The organism is Streptomyces sp. f51 (assembly GCF_037940415.1).
Classification (GTDB): Bacteria; Actinomycetota; Actinomycetes; order Streptomycetales; family Streptomycetaceae; genus Streptomyces.
The window spans coordinates 1,732,786-1,749,032 of sequence record NZ_CP149798.1; the positions used below are offsets into that span (position 1 = coordinate 1,732,786).

Consider the following 16,247-nt stretch of genomic DNA (forward strand, 5'->3'; position numbering starts at 1 on the left):
GGGCATGACGCCCAAAGGAGAAGGAACGGGAACCCTCGACGAACGGATCGGCGGAGCCCTCGTGGGAGCCGCGGTCGGCGACGCCCTCGGCGGCCCCGTCGAGGGGTACTCCCCCGAGCAGATCGCCGAACGCCACGGCGGCCGCGTGCACGGAGTCGTCGGCCCCTGGAACGGCGACGCCTGGCCCACCGCCCGCCCCATCGCCCCGTACCACAAGGGCGACGGACACGTCACCGACGACACCCTGATGACCCACGCGCTGGTACGGGTGTACGCGCGGGTCCGCGACCACCTCGACGCCTACGCCGTCGCCGAGCACCTGGTCCCCGACCTGATGACGACCCCCCGCTGGATCCCGGAACTGGAGGCCGAGGCGCTCCCCCTCCAGCGCGTGTTCCTCGCCGAGAAGTGGCTGGTCGCCCGCCTCCACTACGGCCATGTGGACCCCAGGGAGGCGGGCAACGGCAACATCGTCAACTGCGGCGCCGCGATGTACATGGCGCCGGTCGGCCTGGTCAACGCGGGCAACCCGGCGGGCGCGTACGCCGAGGCGCTCGACGTCGCGGGCGCCCACCAGTCCTCGTACGGACGCGAGGCCGCGGGCGTCTTCGCGGCGGCCGTGGCGGCGGCCTGCTCCCCCGGCGCGACCCCAGGCTCGGTGGTCGACACCTGCCTGTCGCTGGCCAAGGACGGCACCCGGGCCGCCGTCGAGGCGGTGTGCGAAGTCGCCTCGCGCCACACGGACTTCGAGTCGGCGCTCGTCCCGCTGCGCCGGGCCGTGGCCCCCTTCGACACGGTCGGCCCCGACTACCGCTCCCCCTCCCTCGGCGCCCGCCGCCCCTCGCGGCTCCACTCCATCGAGGAACTCCCCGTCGCGCTCGGCATGTTGCTGGTGTCGGGCGGCGACTTCCGGCACGCGGTGCTCGGTTCGGTCAACTACGGCCGCGACTGCGACTCCATCGCCACCATGGCCGGCGCCCTCGCGGGCGCGCTCGGCGCCGAGGTCCCGCACGACTGGGCCAAGACGGTGGCCGAGTCCAGCCGCCTGGACCTGGACGCCCCGGCGCGTACGCTGGCCGAGGTGACCCGGGAGATCTTCGACCGTGACGTCCGCCGCCGCCGGGCCCACGAGGCGGCGTACGCCGCGCTGGCGGGAGCACCGTGCTCCGGCTGACCTGGGTCCAGCCCGAGGACCTCCTCGGCCACGAGCTCCACCAGGCCGTGCAGGACGGCCGGGACCCGTCCCGCGTCGCCGCCCGCTGGTACGCCTCGGGCGGACGGACCGCCCCGCTGCGCGCGGGGGCGTCGGCGAGCCCGGCCTCGCCGTCCCTGCGCCGGCTGGCGGCCGTGCTGCTCGACGAACTCGCCGCCCTGCCCGCCGCGCTGGCCGACGACGAACCGACGGACCTGGCGCTGATCAAGGACCGGTGCCCCGACTGGCCGCCGCCCCGGTTCGCGCCGGTGCCCGCTCCCGGAGCCGCCCGCCTGGAGGCGGCCTGGCTCGGACGGGCCGTGGGCTGCCTGCTCGGCAAACCCGTCGAGAAGCTCCCCCTCGAAGCGATCCGGGCCCTCGCGCGGGCCTCCGGCAACTGGCCCCTGCACTCCTGGTTCACCGCGCGGGGCGTCCCCCGGGACCTGCTGGACGCCCACCCCTGGAACCGCCGGTCGGCCGCCACCTCGCTGGCCGAGAACATCGACGGCATGCCGGAGGACGACGACCTCAACTACCCGCTCCTGAACCTCCTGTTGCTCCAGCGGCACGGCCGGGACTTCACCACCGCGGACGTGGCCCGCCTGTGGCTCGACGAACTCCCCGCCGGCCGCACCTTCACCGCGGAACGCGTCGCCTACCGCAACCTCCTCGGCGGCGTCGAGCCCCCGGACACCGCCCGCCGCCACAACCCCTTCCGCGAGTGGATCGGCGCCCTGATCCGCGCGGACGTGCACGGCTGGACCAACCCGGGCGACCCGGCCGGAGCCGCCGAGCAGGCGCACCGCGACGCCACGCTCACCCACACGGCCAACGGCGTCTACGCGGCGATGTTCACGGCCGCCGCGATCGCCGAGGCGGCCACCGCGGGCAGTGACGTGCACGCCTGTCTGCGCACGGGGCTGAGGGTCGTCCCGCCCGGTTCCCGGCTGGCCTCGGCGGTCCGTCACGCCGTGCGGCTGGCCCGTACGACGCAGGACTTCGACACGGTCGTCGACGAACTGCACGCCGTCCACCGCGACTTCCACTGGGTCCACGCCGTCCCCAACACGGCCCTGATCGCCGCCGCCCTCACCCACGCGGACGGCGACTTCGCCGGCTCCGTCTGCCGGGCGGTGTCCGGCGGTCTCGACACCGACTCCAACGGCGCGACCGCCGGAAGCATCGCCGGCCTGCTGACGGGTGACCCCGCCGCGCTGCCCGGCCGCTTCACCGGTCCCCTCAAGAACCGGCTCGCCACCTCCGTCGCCGACTTCGACGGCATCGGCTTCGACGCCCTCGCCCACCTCACACAACGGGAGACCGTTCGCCCATGACCCATATCGCCGTGCTCGGCAGCACGAACATGGACCTCGTCGCGTATGTCGCTAAGGCCCCGCAGCGCGGAGAGACCGTGACGGGACGGGAGTTCCGTACGATCCCCGGCGGCAAGGGCGCGAACCAGGCGGTGGCCGCCGCGCACGCGGGCGCCGACGTCTCCCTGATCGGCGCGGTGGGCGCCGACTCCTTCGGGAGCCAACTCCGTTCCACGCTGGAGCACTTCGGCGTGAACACCGACCATCTGCGGACCACCGAGGGTCCGTCGGGCACCGCGCACATCGTGGTGGACGACGAGGGCGGCAACGCGATCGTGGTCATCCCCGGCGCCAACGGCACCGTCACCGCGCTGGCCCCCGGCGACGAGGGCCTCATCGCCAGCGCCGACTCGCTCCTGCTCCAGCTGGAGATCCCGCTGGAGGCCGTGCTCTCCGGCGCGGAGGCCGCCCGCAGACACGGCGTCCGGACGATCCTCACCCCGGCCCCCGCGCAGTTCCTGCCGCCCCAACTGCTCGCCTCCATCGACCTGTTGGTGCCCAACCAGCACGAGGCCGCCGCGCTCACCGGCTTCACCGACCCGCGCGGGGCCGCCGCCGCCCTGCTCGAACAGGTCCCGGAGGTCGTCGTCACCCTGGGCGCCGAGGGCAGCCTGTACGCGGCCAGGGACGCCGCGCCCATCACCGTGCCCGCCCCCAGGGTGACCGCCGTCGACTCCACCGGGGCCGGTGACACCTTCGTCGGCACCCTGGCGGTGGCGCTCGCCGAGGGCCGGGAGATGTCGGAGGCCATCGTGTGGGCGTCGGCGGCGGCCTCGGTGTCGGTGCAGCGGCACGGGGCGACGTCCTCGATGCCGTACCGCTCCGAGATCGACACCCAGGCCGGCGCGTGAACGGGCCCGACGGCGGCGGCCCCCTCGACGGGCTGCGCGTCCTGGACCTCGCGACCCTGTTCGCCGGGCCGCTCGCCGCCACGATGCTCGGGGACTTCGGCGCGGAGGTCGTCAAGGTCGAACACCCCACCCAGCCGGACCCGTCCCGGGGGCACGGACCCTCGAAGGACGGGATCGGCCTGTGGTGGAAGCTGCTCGGCCGCAACAAGCGCACGATCACCCTCGACCTGTCGAAGCGCGGCGGCCGGGAGACCCTGCTGCGGCTCGCCGCCGACGCCGACGTGATCATCGAGAACTTCCGTCCCGGCACCCTGGAGAAGTGGGACCTGGGCTGGGCGGAGCTGTCCGCGGCCAACCCCCGCCTCGTCCTGGCCCGCGTCACCGCCTTCGGCCAGTTCGGCCCGTACGCGCACCGCCCCGGGTTCGGCACGCTCGCCGAGGCGATGAGCGGGTTCGCCGCGATCACCGGCGAACCCGACGCGCCGCCGACCCTCCCCCCGTTCGGCCTGGCCGACTCGATCGCCGGACTGGCGACGGCCTACGCCGTGATGGCCGCCCTGCGGGCGCGCGAGCGCACCGGCGAGGGCCAGGTCATCGACATGGCGATCATCGAACCGATCCTGACCGTCCTCGGCCCGCAGCCCGTCTGGTACGACCAGCTGGGCCACGTCCAGCCGCGCACCGGCAACCGCTCGGCGAACAACGCGCCCCGCAACACCTACCGCACGGCCGACGGCTCCTGGGTCGCGGTCTCCACGTCGGCCCAGTCGATCGCCGAGCGGGTGATGCGGCTGGTCGGCCGCCCCGACGTGATCGACGAGCCGTGGTTCGCGACCGGCGCGGACCGGGCCCGCCACGCCGACGTCCTGGACGGCGCGGTCGGCGCGTGGATCGCCGGACGCACCCGGGACGAGGTCCTCGCCGCCTTCGAGAAGGCCGAGGCGGCGATCGCGCCCGTCCAGGACGTCCGGGACGTCATGAACGACCCGCAGTACCAGGCCCTGGACACGGTGACCAGCGTCGACGATCCCGAGCTGGGCCCGCTGCGCATGCAGAACGTCCTCTTCCGGCTCTCCGCCACGCCCGGCGCCATCCACTGGGCGGGCCGCCCGCACGGAGCGGACACCGACGCCGTGCTCGGCGAACTCGGCCTGACGGCGCCCGAGATCGAGGAACTGAGGGCGGAGGGGGCGCTGTGACCGCGGACCTCCTGCCGCTGACCTGGCTCTACGCGCCCGGGGACCGTCCCGAGGTGGTGGCCAAGGCGCTGCTCTCCGGCGCGGACGTCGTCCTCGTCGACCTGGAGGACGCGGTCGCGCCGCACCGCAAGGAGTACGCCCGCTCCGCCACCGCCGACCTGCTCGCCGAGGTGCCGCCCGTCCCGGTGCACGTCCGGGTCAACGCCCTCGACGGACCCTTCTGCGACGCCGACCTGAAGACGCTGTCCCCGCTGCCCGGGCTGTCCGGGCTGCGGCTGCCGAAGGTGACCTCACGCTGCGACGTGATGCGGGTGGCGGAGAACGCGCCCTCCGCGCAGGGCGGCACCATCCCGCTCTACGCCCTGCTGGAGACGGCCCTGGGCATCGAGCAGGCGTACTCCATCGCGTCGTCCCATCGCGCGCTGCGCGGCATCTCGCTCGGCGAGAGCGATCTGCGGGCCGATCTCGGGGTCCGTGACGAGGCGGGCCTGGACTGGTCCCGGGCCCGTCTGGTCGTGGCCGCGCGGGCGGCGGGGCTGCCCCCTCCCGCCCAGTCCGTCTACCCCGACATCCGCGACGTGGAGGGGCTGGCCTCGTCCTGCGCGCGCGGCCGTGCCCTCGGCTTCCTCGGACGCGCGGCGATCCATCCCCGCCAGCTCCCGATCATCGAGCGGGCCTACCTGCCCACCCCGGCCGAGGTCGACTCCGCCGAGGCGGTCATCAGGGCGGCTGCGGCCGACCCGGGGGCGCAGGCCCTGCCGGACGGCCGCTTCATCGACGCGGCGGTGGTCACGGGGGCCCGCCGCACCCTCGCCCTCGCCCAGCGCCTGGCCTGAGACGGCACGAAGGGGGCGCCGCGTCCCGGACGCGGCGCCCCCTCCTGTGTGTGTACGTGGTGTACGGCCGTACGGTCCCGGCTCAGCCCTTCTTGGCCGACCCGGCCTCGTCGCGCGCCACGGAACCGGCGTCGGAACCGTCCTCGGTGTCCTCCTCGGACTCCGGCGCGGCGGCGCTCTCCGAGGGCTTCTGGGACTTCACCGGCTTCGCGGGCTCGGCCGACTCGGTGACGGAGTCCTTGCCGAGGTCGACGGAGTCGCCGTCGGCCCCGTCCCCGCTCCCGCCGTCGGCTCCCGACCCGCCCTCGGCCTCTCCGGTCTTGCCGGCGGCCTTGTCGCCGGTCTCGCCCTCGGCCCCGTCCTCGGCGGCCGCGGTGTCGTCGCCCTCCGTCGGCGCGTCCTCACCGGCGCCCGGTTCCACGATCTCCTCGCGTCCCGGACGCAGCCGGGCCGACAGGACGAAGTAGAGCACCGCGAGGAGGAAGACCAGCAGCGCGGTCCAGTCGTTCAGACGCAGGCCCAGGATGTGGTGCGCGTCGTCGACGCGCATGTACTCGATCCAGCCCCGGCCGACGCAGTAGGCGGCGACGTACAGGGCGAAGGCGCGCCCGTGGCCGAGCTTGAAGCGGCGGTCGGCCCAGATGACCAGGAAGCCGACGCCGACGCACCACAGGGACTCGTACAGGAAGGTCGGGTGGTAGTAGCCGGGGACGCGCCCGTCCGTGGAGGACGTGATGTGCAGCGCCCACGGAACGTCCGTCGGCTTGCCGTACAGCTCCTGGTTGAACCAGTTGCCCCAGCGCCCGCACGCCTGGGCGAAGGCGATGCCGGGTGCCACGGCGTCGGCCCAGGCGGGCAGCGGGATCCCGCGGCGGCGGCAGCCGATCCAGGCGCCCAGCGCACCGAGGGCGATGGCGCCCCAGATGCCCAGTCCGCCCTGCCAGATCTTGAAGGCGTCCACCCAGTCACGGCCCGCGCTGAAGTACAGCTCGTAGTCCGTGATCACGTGGTAGAGCCGGCCGCCGACGAGGCCGAAGGGGACGGCCCAGACCGCGATGTCGGCCACCGTGCCGGTCCGCCCTCCACGGGCGATCCAGCGCTTGTTGCCGAGCCAGACGGCCAGAAAGACGCCGATGATGATGCAGAACGCGTAGCCGCGCAACGGGATGGGGCCGAGGTGCAGCACACCGTGCGACGGGCTGGGAATGTAGGCAATTTCCATGGCAAGGTCGACGCTACCGTGCCGGACGCCACCCGCGACGGGCAGGCCCGCAACGGGTCCATAACGTGCGGCGCCCCCGGCCCGTGGAAGGCGGGGGGCACCGGACCCGGCGGACGGCTCAGCCCTTGTTGGCCGCCTCCACCATCTGCTTGAGCTTGGCGGGGGTCATCGACTGGTCCGCGTAGATGTTCTTGCCGCCCAGGAGCACGGTCGGGGTGCCCGTGAAGCCGCCGGCCTGGAACGCGGCGTGCGACTTCTGGACCCAGCTGTCGTGGGAGCCGTTGTTCACACAGGCGCGGAACGCCGGGGTGTCCAGGCCCCCGACCTTGCCGGCCAGCCCGATGAGCTTGGCGTTGTCGGCGAAGGCGTCGTCGGTCTCCTTGGGCTGGTTCTCGTACAGCACGTCGTGGTACTCGCGGAACTTCCCGGCGTCCTGGGCGCAGGCCGCGGCGTTCGCGGCCCTGAGGGAGCCGCTGCCGCCCATGTTCCCGTCGATCAGCGTGACGAGGTGGTACTCGGTCCTCAGCTGCCCGGAGTCGACCAGCTCGTGGATCGTCGGGCGGTAGGCCGTCTCGAAGGCCTGGCAGGCCGGGCAGCGGAAGTCCTCCCACACCGTGAGGGTCGACTTGGCGCCGTCCTTGCCGACGGGGATCGCGAGACTGTCCTTGCCCGTGGCGCCCGAGGGCGACACGACAGGACCCGAGGCGCTGCTCTTCTTGTCCTTGCCCGAGTTCGCGGCCACCACGCCGATCACGGCGGCCAGGCCGAGGACGCAGATCACCGACGCCCCCACGATCAGCGCACGACGGCGCTTGTCCGCGGCCTTCTGCTTCTCTCGCTCGACCGCCAGCCGCTCGCGGGCGTTGCGCTTTCCGTCACGGTTCTTCTCGCTCACATCCGGCAGAACGAACCGGGGAGGCGCAACGCGCCTCCCCGGTCCAAGGTCCACTCCTTCGAGTGAGCGGATTGTCCGTTACGCACGGATCCGCCGGGCGTCGCCACACGGATCAGCTCCGTCGCGTCACGCCCTCGTGCGCACGCCCTTCGCGAGGTCGGCCGCGAGGTCCCGGACGGCTTCGAGGCCGGCCGCCTCGTCCGGCGCGTCCAGCATCCGCTTGACGAAGGCCGAGCCGACGATCACACCGTCGGCGAACCCGGCGACCTCCGCGGCCTGCGTGGCGTTCGAGACGCCGAGGCCGACGCAGACGGGCAGGTCGGTGGTGGCCTTGGTGCGCGCCACCAGGTCCTGGGCCTGGTTGCCGACCGACTCCCGGGTTCCGGTGACCCCCATCAGCGAGGCCGCGTACACGAAGCCGCTGCCGGCCGCGGTGATCTCGGCGAGCCGTGCGTCCCTGCTGCTGGGCGCGACGACGAAGACGGTCGCGAGACCGTGCTTGTCGGCGTGCTCCCTCCACAGCGCCGACTCCTGGACGGGCAGGTCCGGCAGGATGCAGCCCGCTCCGCCCGCCTCGGCGAGCTCGGCGGTGAAGCGCTCGACGCCGTAGCGGTCGATCGGGTTCCAGTACGTCATCACGAGGACGGGCTTGCCGGTGGCCTCGAAGGCCTCCCGGACGGTGCGCATCACGTCCGCGATCCTGACGCCGCCGCGCAGGGCGATGTCGTCGGCGGTCTGGATGACGGGCCCGTCGAGGACGGGATCGCTGTGCGGCAGTCCGACCTCGACGACGTCGGCGCCTCCGTCGAAGACGGCCCTGATCGCCGCGATGCCGCCGTCGACGGTCGGGAAGCCGGCGGGCAGGTACGCGATGAGGACGGACCGCCCCTCCGCCTTCGCACCGGCCAGGGTGTCGCTCAACAGCCTGATGTTGCCGCTCACTTGGCGTCCCCCTCGATCTCGGCGTTCTCGCTGTCGGCGTCCGCGGCGACGACCGCGTCGACGCCGTCGTCGTAGAGGCCGAAGTAGCGGGCGGCCGTGTCCATGTCCTTGTCGCCGCGCCCGGACAGGTTGACGACGATCAGCCCGTCCTCGCCCAGCTCCCTGCCGACCTCCAGGGCCCCGGCGAGCGCGTGGGCGCTCTCGATGGCCGGGATGATGCCCTCGGTGCGGGAGAGCAGGCGCAGGGCCTGCATCGCCGCGTCGTCGGTGACCGCGCGGTACTCGGCCCGGCCGCTGTCCTTGAGGTAGGAGTGCTCGGGGCCGATGCCGGGGTAGTCGAGTCCGGCCGAGATCGAGTAGGGCTCGGTGATCTGGCCCTCGTCGTCCTGGAGGACGTACGACCGCGATCCGTGCAGGATGCCGGGCTCGCCCGCGGTCAGGGTCGCCGCGTGCTCGCCGGTCTCCACGCCGTGCCCGGCGGGCTCGCAGCCGATCAGGCGGACGCCGCCGTCGGGGATGAACGCGTGGAAGAGGCCGATGGCGTTGGAGCCGCCGCCGACACAGGCGACGGCCGCGTCGGGCAGCCGTCCGGCGCGCTCCAGGATCTGCCGGCGGGCCTCGACGCCGATGACCCGGTGGAAGTCGCGGACCATGGCGGGGAAGGGGTGCGGTCCCGCGACGGTCCCGAAGAGGTAGTGGGTGTGGTCGACGTTGGCGACCCAGTCGCGGAACGCCTCGTTGATGGCGTCCTTGAGGGTGCGGGAGCCGGACTTCACGGCGATGACCTCGGCGCCGAGCATGCGCATCCGGGCCACGTTCAACGCCTGGCGCTGCGTGTCGATCTCGCCCATGTAGATGGTGCATTCGAGGCCGAAGAGCGCGCAGGCGGTGGCCGTGGCGACGCCGTGCTGGCCCGCTCCGGTCTCGGCGATGACCCGGGTCTTGCCCATGCGCCGGGTGAGCAGGGCCTGACCGAGCACGTTGTTGATCTTGTGCGAGCCGGTGTGGTTGAGGTCCTCGCGCTTGAGGAAGATCCGCGCGCCGCCGGCGTGTTCGGCGAATCGCGGCACCTCGGTGAGGGAGCTCGGGCGTCCGGTGTAGTGGACGAGCAGGTCGTCGAGCTCGCGGGCGAACTCGGGGTCGGCCTTGGCCTTGTCGTACTCGACGGCGACCTCGTCCACGACGGCGACCAGCGCCTCCGGGATGAACTTGCCGCCGAAGGCGCCGAAGTAGCCCTCGGCGCTGGGGACGTGACCGTCGGGGTCGGGAATGAAGAACTCGCTGGGCATGCGGATACCTCGCAGGGGCGACAGCCCCGGTAACGGGATCGGACAGGGGTCACGGAAACCGGACGCACCCGCGCTCCACCGGCTCCGGGGACTCCCCCGGTGCCGCCGCCCGTCCTGCCGCCGCTCCACCCGCGCGCCCGACGGACGTGCCGTCGCGGGGACCGGGGTACGCCGGATTCCGGCGCGGTCCCTGTGCGGGGTGGATGCGGCCCGGTCCACGTGTGGCGTGGACTCTGCCCGGTCACCGCGTCGCGGTGGACCAGAACCCGGCCGGGTTCACCCGTGCGGGTCGGGGCAGGCCCTAGCGGGCCGGGGAGGGCGTGAGCGCGCGTACGCGCTCGGGCCATCGCATGCCGTTGACCTGACCCGGCTCGTCGCCGATGACGTAACGGACCCGGCGCCCGTGCACCCGGCGCGCGGGAGCGCGGCAGCCGCGCGGACGGCAGCCGCGGGCCAGGCGCGCGTACGGGTCGCGGGCCGCCGAGGTGGCCGGGAGGGCCGTGCCGGACGGCACGAGGGGCCGCCCGTTGCCGGGAGGAAGGGGGTGCCCGTCCGCGGGTGCGGGCGAAAGGGTGCTCCGCGTGTCCGGGGCCGCCGCGGGCGATCCGGCCCGGGGCCCGACAAGGCCGCCCGACCGGTCCGACCCCGCGCACGCCCGTACGCCGTCGGGGCCTGGGCCCGGACGGGGTACGGCGGGGGCGAGGGTCGGGGCGGACACCTTCGGGTCAGTCCCGTCCGTGCCGCAGGGCCGGGTGGGCGCCCGCCGCCACCAGGTCGGAGACGGCCGTCTTCGGGTCGCGGCCGGTGACGAGGGACTCGCCGACCAGGACCGCGTCGGCGCCCGCGTTGGCGTACGCGATCAGGTCGTGCGGGCCGCGGACACCGGACTCGGCGATCTTGACGATCCCGTCGGGGATCTCCGGGGCGACCCGCTCGAACGTCGAACGGTCGACCTTCAGCGTCTTCAGGTTGCGCGCGTTGACACCGATGATCTTCGCGCCGGCGTCCACCGCGCGCTCGACCTCGTCCTCGTCGTGCACCTCGACCAGCGGGGTGAGCCCGATGGACACGGCGCGCTCGATCAGGGACTCCAGGGCGGGCTGTTCGAGGGCCGCGACGATGAGCAGCGCCAGGTCGGCGCCGTACGCGCGGGCCTCCCACAGCTGGTACGACGTGACGATGAAGTCCTTGCGCAGCACCGGGATGTCCACCCGGGCGCGGACGGCCTCCAGATCGGCGAGCGAACCGCCGAAGCGGCGCTCCTCGGTGAGGACGGAGATGACGGCGGCGCCGCCCGCCTCGTAGTCGGCGGCCAGGGCCGCGGGGTCGGCGATCGCGGCGAGCGCGCCCTTGGAGGGGCTGGACCGCTTGACCTCGCAGATGACCTTGACGCCGTCACCCCGCAGGGCCGCGACGCCGTCCTTGGCCGCCGGAGCCTTCGCCGCGCGCTCCTTGAGCTCGTCGAGGCTGACGCGCGCCTGCCGCTCCGCGAGGTCGGCACGGACTCCGTCGATGATCTCGTCGAGCACACTCACGCGAGCGGCCCCCTTCCCTGCGGTGGACGGTTGAAGCGGTCGATCGGTGACCCGGGTTCACCGTCTCTGACGGAAAAGTCGGGTCACTGCGATGGTATCCGGAGGAAGGCGTAGCCCTCGCATCCGGTTGACGCCGGTCCCACTACCTGGACATTTGTCATTTGATCAAGGGTGCAGCCAGCCGCCTGAGGGAAGATTCCGGACAACGGTGAAGACCAGCGTCAACGCGCCGAGACTCCACAGGTGGACCGGTCCCGCCTCGAACCGCGCCGGACGTCCGCGCGCCGCGCGGATCACCCAGACGGACCACAGCACCGCGAAGGCGAGATAGCCGCCGACGGCGAGCGCGTTGTCCGTGAGCGCCGTGGCGAGGTCGCCGTGGACGAAGGCGTGCGCGCTGCGCAGACCGCCGCAGCCGGGGCAGTACAGGCCGGTGAGGCGGAACAGCGGGCAGACGGGGTAGTGGCCGGGCTCGTTGGGGTCGACCGCCCCGACGTAGGCGAAGGCCCCGGCGACGGCCGCGAGCAGCCCGCCGGGAACGGCGAGCCGCCGCAGGACGCCCGCGTCCGGCCCGGTCCGCGTCACCCTCTGGGATTCGGCGTTCACGCGACGCATTCTGCCCCTCGCGCGGGGCGGGCGCTCGCCCGGGTGCGCGGAGGGCGGGTCCGGGTGCCCGGGTACACGGAAGGCGGCCCCGGCAGGTGTGCCCGGGCCGCCTTCCGTACAGCCTCAGTGGCTCAGGCGTCGGCGCTCACGGTCGAGCGCGCGGTGTTCGCGGGGTGCGGGGCGGCCTTCGGCTGGCCGAGGCCCATGCTGCGCATGATCAGGCCCACGACACCACCGAGGACGACGACGACCATGCCGGCCCAGAAGCCCAGCGGCTGGGCCTTGACCATGAAGGCACCCGCGACGCAGAAACCGATGAAGGCGATGATGACACCGGTCCAGGCGGCCGGGGTGTGACCGTGGCTGCTGCCCGCCATGACTTGCTCCTCGTTGCAGTATGCGTGTGTGAGTCGGACGCTCGCCGTCCATTGTCCCGTACGCACGGGTCAGGTGTGAGCGGGGGGTCACTCCTCGCGCGCCTGTCCTGGCCCCTTCGGGGGGCGCGGACCTCGCGCGCGGGTTCTAGGTCCCGGCCGGGTCGGGGCCGGTCGGGTCCTCGCCGCGGTCGAGGGCCTTCCAGATGTCCTCGGGGCGGTCCGGGTCCACGGGCCTGGCCTTGCGGGGCCGGGGCCTGCCGTCGCGCTCGTAGCGGCCGGACATGGCGGGCCAGGAGCTGCCGTGGCGCAGCGCGAGCAGCCCGGCGAGCAGGATGAGCGCGCCGCCCGCCACGGCCACGTACGGCCAGAGGGTGTGGCTGAGCCCGGTCGCGGTGGCGGCGGTGTTGCCGGAGGCGGCGGCGGCCCGCTCGTCGAGGGCGGCGCTGTCGCTCGCGCCGAGGAAGGCGGCGACGACGATGCCGGCGCCGGAGAGCGCGAGCAGCGCGGAGACCAGGAGGCGGCCGGAGCGGCGGACGGCGAAGACGGCGACGAGCGCGGCGAGGCCGACTATCGCGAGCGCCGCGGGCACACCCGTGATGTCGCTGCCCTTGGCGGTCAGCGGGAAGTCGCCGCCGGCCACGGTCGCGGTCCCCCGCGCCCAGCTCTGCCGGGTGGCGAGCAGGGCCACGGCCGCGCCGAGCGCGCCGCTCGTCAGGGTCACGGCAAGGCTGCGGCGGCCGGACCGGGCGGGTCCCGCGGCTTCGGTTCGGGGGTGAGGAACAGCAGTCACAGACCCCACTATCGCCTGAACCCCGGGCGAACCGTCAGTCGGGGTTGCGTGACCCTCGTCCTATCGGCCGCGGTCCGCCCGGTGTTCCCCGCTCCCGGACACAGCCGCGTGACAGCGGGTGGACAGCCGCCGTACAGCCCGGGACACAGCCGCAGGACAGCCGCCGTACAGCCCGGGACACAGCCGCGGGACGGCCGCCGTACGGCCCGGGACACGGCCGGGGCGCACGCCGGGCGCCCCGGCGGGGTGTACGCCGTACACCCCGGCGGGGTGTACGGGGAGCGCCCGTCGGGGTGCACGGGAACCCCACCGGCCGGGTGCGAGGCGACCGCCCCGGCCGGCCGCACGAGGGCAGCCCGCCGGGGCGTCGCGCTACCGCCCGAGGCGGTTGGCCGTGTGGACCGCGCGCAGGACCGCCGCCGCCTTGTTGCGGCACTCGTCGTCCTCCGCCTGCGGGACCGAGTCGGCGACGATGCCGGCACCGGCCTGGACGTAGGCGGTGCCGTCGCGCAGCAGGGCCGTACGGATGGCGATGGCGGTGTCGGAGTCGCCGGCGAAGTCGAGATAGCCGACGCAGCCGCCGTACAGCCCGCGCCGGGACGGCTCCAGTTCGTCGATGATCTGCATCGCGCGCGGCTTGGGCGCGCCGGAGAGGGTGCCGGCGGGGAAGCAGGCGGTGAGCACGTCGAAGGCCGTTCGGCCCGCGGCGACCCGGCCGGTCACCGTGGAGACGATGTGCATGACGTGCGAGTACCGCTCGATGGACATGAAGTCGACGACCTCGACGGAGCCGGGCTCGCAGACCCGTCCGAGGTCGTTGCGCCCGAGGTCGACGAGCATGAGGTGCTCGGCGCGCTCCTTGGGGTCGGCGATCAGTTCGTCGGCGAGGGCCTGGTCGTCCTGGACGGTCGCGCCCCGCGGCCGGGTGCCCGCGATGGGGTGCACCATGGCCTGTCCGCCCTCGACCTTGACCAGGGCTTCCGGGGAGGAGCCGACGACGTCGAAGCCGTCGAAGCGGAACAGGTACATGTACGGGGAGGGGTTGGTCGCCCTCAGGACCCTGTAGACGTCCAGCGCGCTCGCCGTGCACGGGGTCTCGAAGCGCTGGGAGGGGACGACCTGGAAGGCCTCCCCGGCCCGGATGCGCTCCTTGATGTCCTCGACGGCGTCCTGGAAGTCCGGGCCGCCCCAGAGCGCGGTGTACTCGGGGAGTTCGGAGGGCGGGAGCGCGGCGGGCGGCTGGGACACCGCGCGCGAGAGGTCGGCCTCCATGGCGTCGAGCCGGGCGACGGCGTCCGCGTACGCCTCGTCGACGCCCGTGTCGAGGTCGTTGTGGTTGATCGCGTTGGCGATCAGCTGGACCGAGCCGTCCCAGTGGTCCAGGACCGCGAGGTCGCTGGTGAGCAGCATGGTCAGCTCGGGCAGCTTGAGGTCGTCCCGCTCGCCGGGGCCGATCTTCTCCAGGCGGCGCACGATGTCGTAGCCCAGATAGCCGACCATGCCGCCGGTGAACGGGGGCAGCCCCTCGGTGCCCGGGGTGTGCAGCGCCTCGATGGTGGCGCGCAGGGCCGCGAGCGGATCGCCGTCGACGGGGACGCCGACCGGCGGGGCGCCGAGCCAGTGCGCCTGTCCGTCGCGTTCGGTGAGGGTCGCGGCGGAGCGGACGCCCACGAAGGAGTAGCGGGACCAGGACAGGGAGGTGCGGCCGTTCTCCGCGGATTCGAGCAGGAACGTGCCGGGGCGCTCGGCGGCCAGCTTGCGGTACAGCGCGACCGGCGTGTCGCCGTCCGCGAGCAGTTTGCGGCTGACGGGGATGACGCGGCGGTCGGTGGCCAGCTTGCGGAACGTCTCGAGATCCATGGCGGCTGACCTTACTGATTCCCGGCCGGGGCACCGGAATCGGCGCTCTGGGCCCTGTCGCCGGTGTCCCCCAGCAGCACGTCGGCGTCGAAGCAGGTGCGGGCTCCGGTGTGGCAGGCGGCGCCCACCTGGTCGACCCGCACCAGCAGGGTGTCGGCGTCGCAGTCCAGGGCGACGGACTTCACGTGCTGGAAGTGGCCGGAGGTGTCGCCCTTGACCCAGTACTCCCGGCGGCTGCGCGACCAGTACGTGCAGCGGCCCGTGGTGAGGGTGCGGTGCAGTGCCTCGTCGTCCATCCAGCCGAGCATCAGCACCTCACCGGTGTCGTACTGCTGGGCGATGGCGGGGACGAGTCCGTCGGCGCTGCGCTTGAGGCGTGCGGCGATCTCGGGGTCCAGGCTGCTGGCGGGAGGCGTGCTGGTCATGGGTGCCATTGTGCCGCGCCGGGCCGTCGCTCCCGGCCGTTGTCCACAGGCCGGACCGGTGCGTTCGTCCACAGGCGGGGCGCGGCCGGTTCCGCCGCGCCCTCCACTGGGCGGAGCGGGTGCCCGGTCGTAGGCTGGCTTGCATGTCGACCCATGCGAAGCGCGAACGGCTCCTTCTGGCCGATCTGTTGGACGCCGTGGGGCCGGACGCCCCGACCCTGTGCGAGGGCTGGAACAGCCGGGACCTCGCCGCCCATGTGGTGGTGCGCGAGCGGCGCCTGGACGCCGCGGGCGGTGTCGTCGTCAAACAGCTCGCGTCCCGGCTGGAGCGGGTGATGGCGGAGTTCGCCGAGAAGCCGTACGAGGAGCTGATCCAGCTGATCCGTACGGGGCCGCCGCGGTTCTCGCCGTTCTCCCTGAAGCAGGTGGACGAGGCGTCGAACGTGGTGGAGTTCTACGTCCACACCGAGGACGTGCGGCGGGCCCAGCCCGGCTGGACGCCGCGCGAGCTGGACCCGGTGTTCCAGGAGGCCCTGTGGTCGCGCCTGGAGCGCACGGCCCGGCTGATGGGCCGTGGCGCCCCCACGGGTGTGGTGCTGCGCCGCCCGAACGGCCAGACGGCGGTGCTGAACAAGGGGACGCCGGTGGTGACGGTGACGGGCGAGCCCTCGGAGCTGCTGCTGTTCGCGTTCGGCCGGCAGAGCGTCGCGGACGTGGAGCTGGACGGCGACAAGGACGCGATCACCAAGCTGCACGAGGCGAAGCAGCTGGGGATCTGACGGCGGCCCGAGGTGGCCGGGATCAGCGGGGCAGTTCGGCGCGCCGCAGGTCCCGCACGCCCAGGGTGAGCACCCC

General features: G+C 73.6%; 17 protein-coding genes. 6 read left to right on the plus strand and 11 right to left on the minus strand.

Features of this window, described 5'->3' with window-relative positions:
- The first annotated feature begins 4 nt into the window (after positions 1-4).
- Genes WJM95_RS07730 through WJM95_RS07750 form a run of 5 tightly spaced genes read left to right on the plus strand, consistent with a single transcriptional unit; the run spans position 5 to position 5,451 of the window.
- Positions 5-1,174 carry an ADP-ribosylglycohydrolase family protein gene (locus WJM95_RS07730; RefSeq protein ID WP_339128818.1) on the plus strand — a complete coding sequence of 390 codons (1,170 nt, stop codon included), beginning with the start codon at positions 5-7 and terminating at the stop codon, positions 1,172-1,174.
- The gene (locus WJM95_RS07735) at positions 1,162-2,526 is read left to right on the plus strand and encodes an ADP-ribosylglycohydrolase family protein (RefSeq protein WP_339128819.1); all 1,365 of its coding nucleotides are present in this window, start codon (positions 1,162-1,164) and stop codon (positions 2,524-2,526) included. The genes WJM95_RS07730 and WJM95_RS07735 overlap by 13 nt, the downstream gene beginning before the upstream one ends.
- Entirely contained in the window at positions 2,523-3,416 is an 894-nt protein-coding gene (gene rbsK / locus WJM95_RS07740) for a ribokinase (RefSeq protein WP_339128820.1), read from the plus strand. The genes WJM95_RS07735 and rbsK overlap by 4 nt, the downstream gene beginning before the upstream one ends.
- Entirely contained in the window at positions 3,413-4,615 is a 1,203-nt protein-coding gene (locus WJM95_RS07745) for a CoA transferase (protein ID WP_339128821.1), read from the plus strand. The genes rbsK and WJM95_RS07745 overlap by 4 nt, the downstream gene beginning before the upstream one ends.
- Positions 4,612-5,451, plus strand: coding sequence for a CoA ester lyase (locus tag WJM95_RS07750; RefSeq protein ID WP_339128822.1), 840 nt, complete (start codon positions 4,612-4,614; stop codon positions 5,449-5,451). Before WJM95_RS07745 ends, WJM95_RS07750 begins: the two co-directional genes overlap by 4 nt.
- Positions 5,452-5,533: 82 nt before the next feature.
- On the opposite strand, the gene lgt is transcribed toward WJM95_RS07750, so the two are convergent.
- The 11 genes from lgt to hisI all read right to left on the minus strand — a co-directional run bounded on the left by lgt (position 5,534) and on the right by hisI (position 15,392).
- On the minus strand, positions 5,534-6,673 hold the full coding sequence (gene lgt, locus WJM95_RS07755) for a prolipoprotein diacylglyceryl transferase (protein WP_339128823.1): 1,140 nt from the start codon (positions 6,671-6,673) through the stop codon (positions 5,534-5,536).
- Between the two features lie 118 nt (positions 6,674-6,791).
- The gene (locus WJM95_RS07760) at positions 6,792-7,568 is read right to left on the minus strand and encodes a thioredoxin domain-containing protein (protein WP_339128824.1); all 777 of its coding nucleotides are present in this window, start codon (positions 7,566-7,568) and stop codon (positions 6,792-6,794) included.
- Positions 7,569-7,694: 126 nt separating this feature from the next.
- Complete coding sequence (trpA, locus tag WJM95_RS07765; RefSeq protein WP_339128825.1) at positions 7,695-8,510, minus strand: tryptophan synthase subunit alpha; 816 nt, start codon at positions 8,508-8,510, stop codon at positions 7,695-7,697.
- The gene (gene trpB / locus WJM95_RS07770; RefSeq protein WP_339128826.1) at positions 8,507-9,799 is read right to left on the minus strand and encodes a tryptophan synthase subunit beta; all 1,293 of its coding nucleotides are present in this window, start codon (positions 9,797-9,799) and stop codon (positions 8,507-8,509) included. Before trpB ends, trpA begins: the two co-directional genes overlap by 4 nt.
- 301 nt (positions 9,800-10,100) lie before the next feature.
- The gene (locus WJM95_RS07775; protein WP_339128827.1) at positions 10,101-10,313 is read right to left on the minus strand and encodes a tryptophan synthase subunit(beta); all 213 of its coding nucleotides are present in this window, start codon (positions 10,311-10,313) and stop codon (positions 10,101-10,103) included.
- 211 nt (positions 10,314-10,524) lie between these two features.
- Complete coding sequence (gene trpC / locus WJM95_RS07780; protein WP_339128828.1) at positions 10,525-11,334, minus strand: indole-3-glycerol phosphate synthase TrpC; 810 nt, start codon at positions 11,332-11,334, stop codon at positions 10,525-10,527.
- A gap of 165 nt (positions 11,335-11,499) precedes the next feature.
- Positions 11,500-11,949, minus strand: coding sequence for a DUF2752 domain-containing protein (locus WJM95_RS07785; RefSeq protein ID WP_339128829.1), 450 nt, complete (start codon positions 11,947-11,949; stop codon positions 11,500-11,502).
- A 122-nt stretch (positions 11,950-12,071) separates the two neighbouring features.
- A complete protein-coding gene (locus WJM95_RS07790) occupies positions 12,072-12,317 on the minus strand; it encodes an HGxxPAAW family protein (RefSeq protein ID WP_339128830.1) in 246 nt (81 codons plus the stop codon).
- Between the two features lie 145 nt (positions 12,318-12,462).
- Positions 12,463-13,116 (minus strand): TIGR02234 family membrane protein, encoded by a 654-nt coding sequence (locus WJM95_RS07795; protein WP_339128831.1) that lies wholly within the window; start codon positions 13,114-13,116, stop codon positions 12,463-12,465.
- A gap of 363 nt (positions 13,117-13,479) precedes the next feature.
- On the minus strand, positions 13,480-14,967 hold the full coding sequence (locus WJM95_RS07800; protein ID WP_339128832.1) for an anthranilate synthase component I: 1,488 nt from the start codon (positions 14,965-14,967) through the stop codon (positions 13,480-13,482).
- A gap of 11 nt (positions 14,968-14,978) precedes the next feature.
- A complete protein-coding gene (hisI, locus tag WJM95_RS07805) occupies positions 14,979-15,392 on the minus strand; it encodes a phosphoribosyl-AMP cyclohydrolase (RefSeq protein ID WP_339128833.1) in 414 nt (137 codons plus the stop codon).
- 143 nt (positions 15,393-15,535) lie between these two features.
- Here hisI and WJM95_RS07810 point away from each other — a divergent pair, with 143 nt between their 5' ends.
- Positions 15,536-16,171 carry a TIGR03085 family metal-binding protein gene (locus WJM95_RS07810; RefSeq protein ID WP_339128834.1) on the plus strand — a complete coding sequence of 212 codons (636 nt, stop codon included), beginning with the start codon at positions 15,536-15,538 and terminating at the stop codon, positions 16,169-16,171.
- The last annotated feature ends 76 nt before the right edge of the window (positions 16,172-16,247 follow it).

Excerpts from the sequence above, each read along its gene's own strand:
- WJM95_RS07730 (WP_339128818.1), top strand. The coding sequence starts at position 5 with ATGACGCCCAAAGGAGAAGGAACGGGAACCCTCGACGAACGGATCGGC.
- rbsK (WP_339128820.1), top strand. The coding sequence starts at position 2,523 with ATGACCCATATCGCCGTGCTCGGCAGCACGAACATGGACCTCGTCGCG.
- lgt (WP_339128823.1), bottom strand. The coding sequence starts at position 6,673 with ATGGAAATTGCCTACATTCCCAGCCCGTCGCACGGTGTGCTGCACCTC.
- trpB (WP_339128826.1), bottom strand. The coding sequence starts at position 9,799 with ATGCCCAGCGAGTTCTTCATTCCCGACCCCGACGGTCACGTCCCCAGC.
- WJM95_RS07785 (WP_339128829.1), bottom strand. The coding sequence starts at position 11,949 with ATGCGTCGCGTGAACGCCGAATCCCAGAGGGTGACGCGGACCGGGCCG.
- WJM95_RS07790 (WP_339128830.1), bottom strand. The coding sequence starts at position 12,317 with ATGGCGGGCAGCAGCCACGGTCACACCCCGGCCGCCTGGACCGGTGTC.
- WJM95_RS07800 (WP_339128832.1), bottom strand. The coding sequence starts at position 14,967 with ATGGATCTCGAGACGTTCCGCAAGCTGGCCACCGACCGCCGCGTCATC.
- hisI (WP_339128833.1), bottom strand. The coding sequence starts at position 15,392 with ATGACCAGCACGCCTCCCGCCAGCAGCCTGGACCCCGAGATCGCCGCA.
- WJM95_RS07810 (WP_339128834.1), top strand. The coding sequence starts at position 15,536 with ATGTCGACCCATGCGAAGCGCGAACGGCTCCTTCTGGCCGATCTGTTG.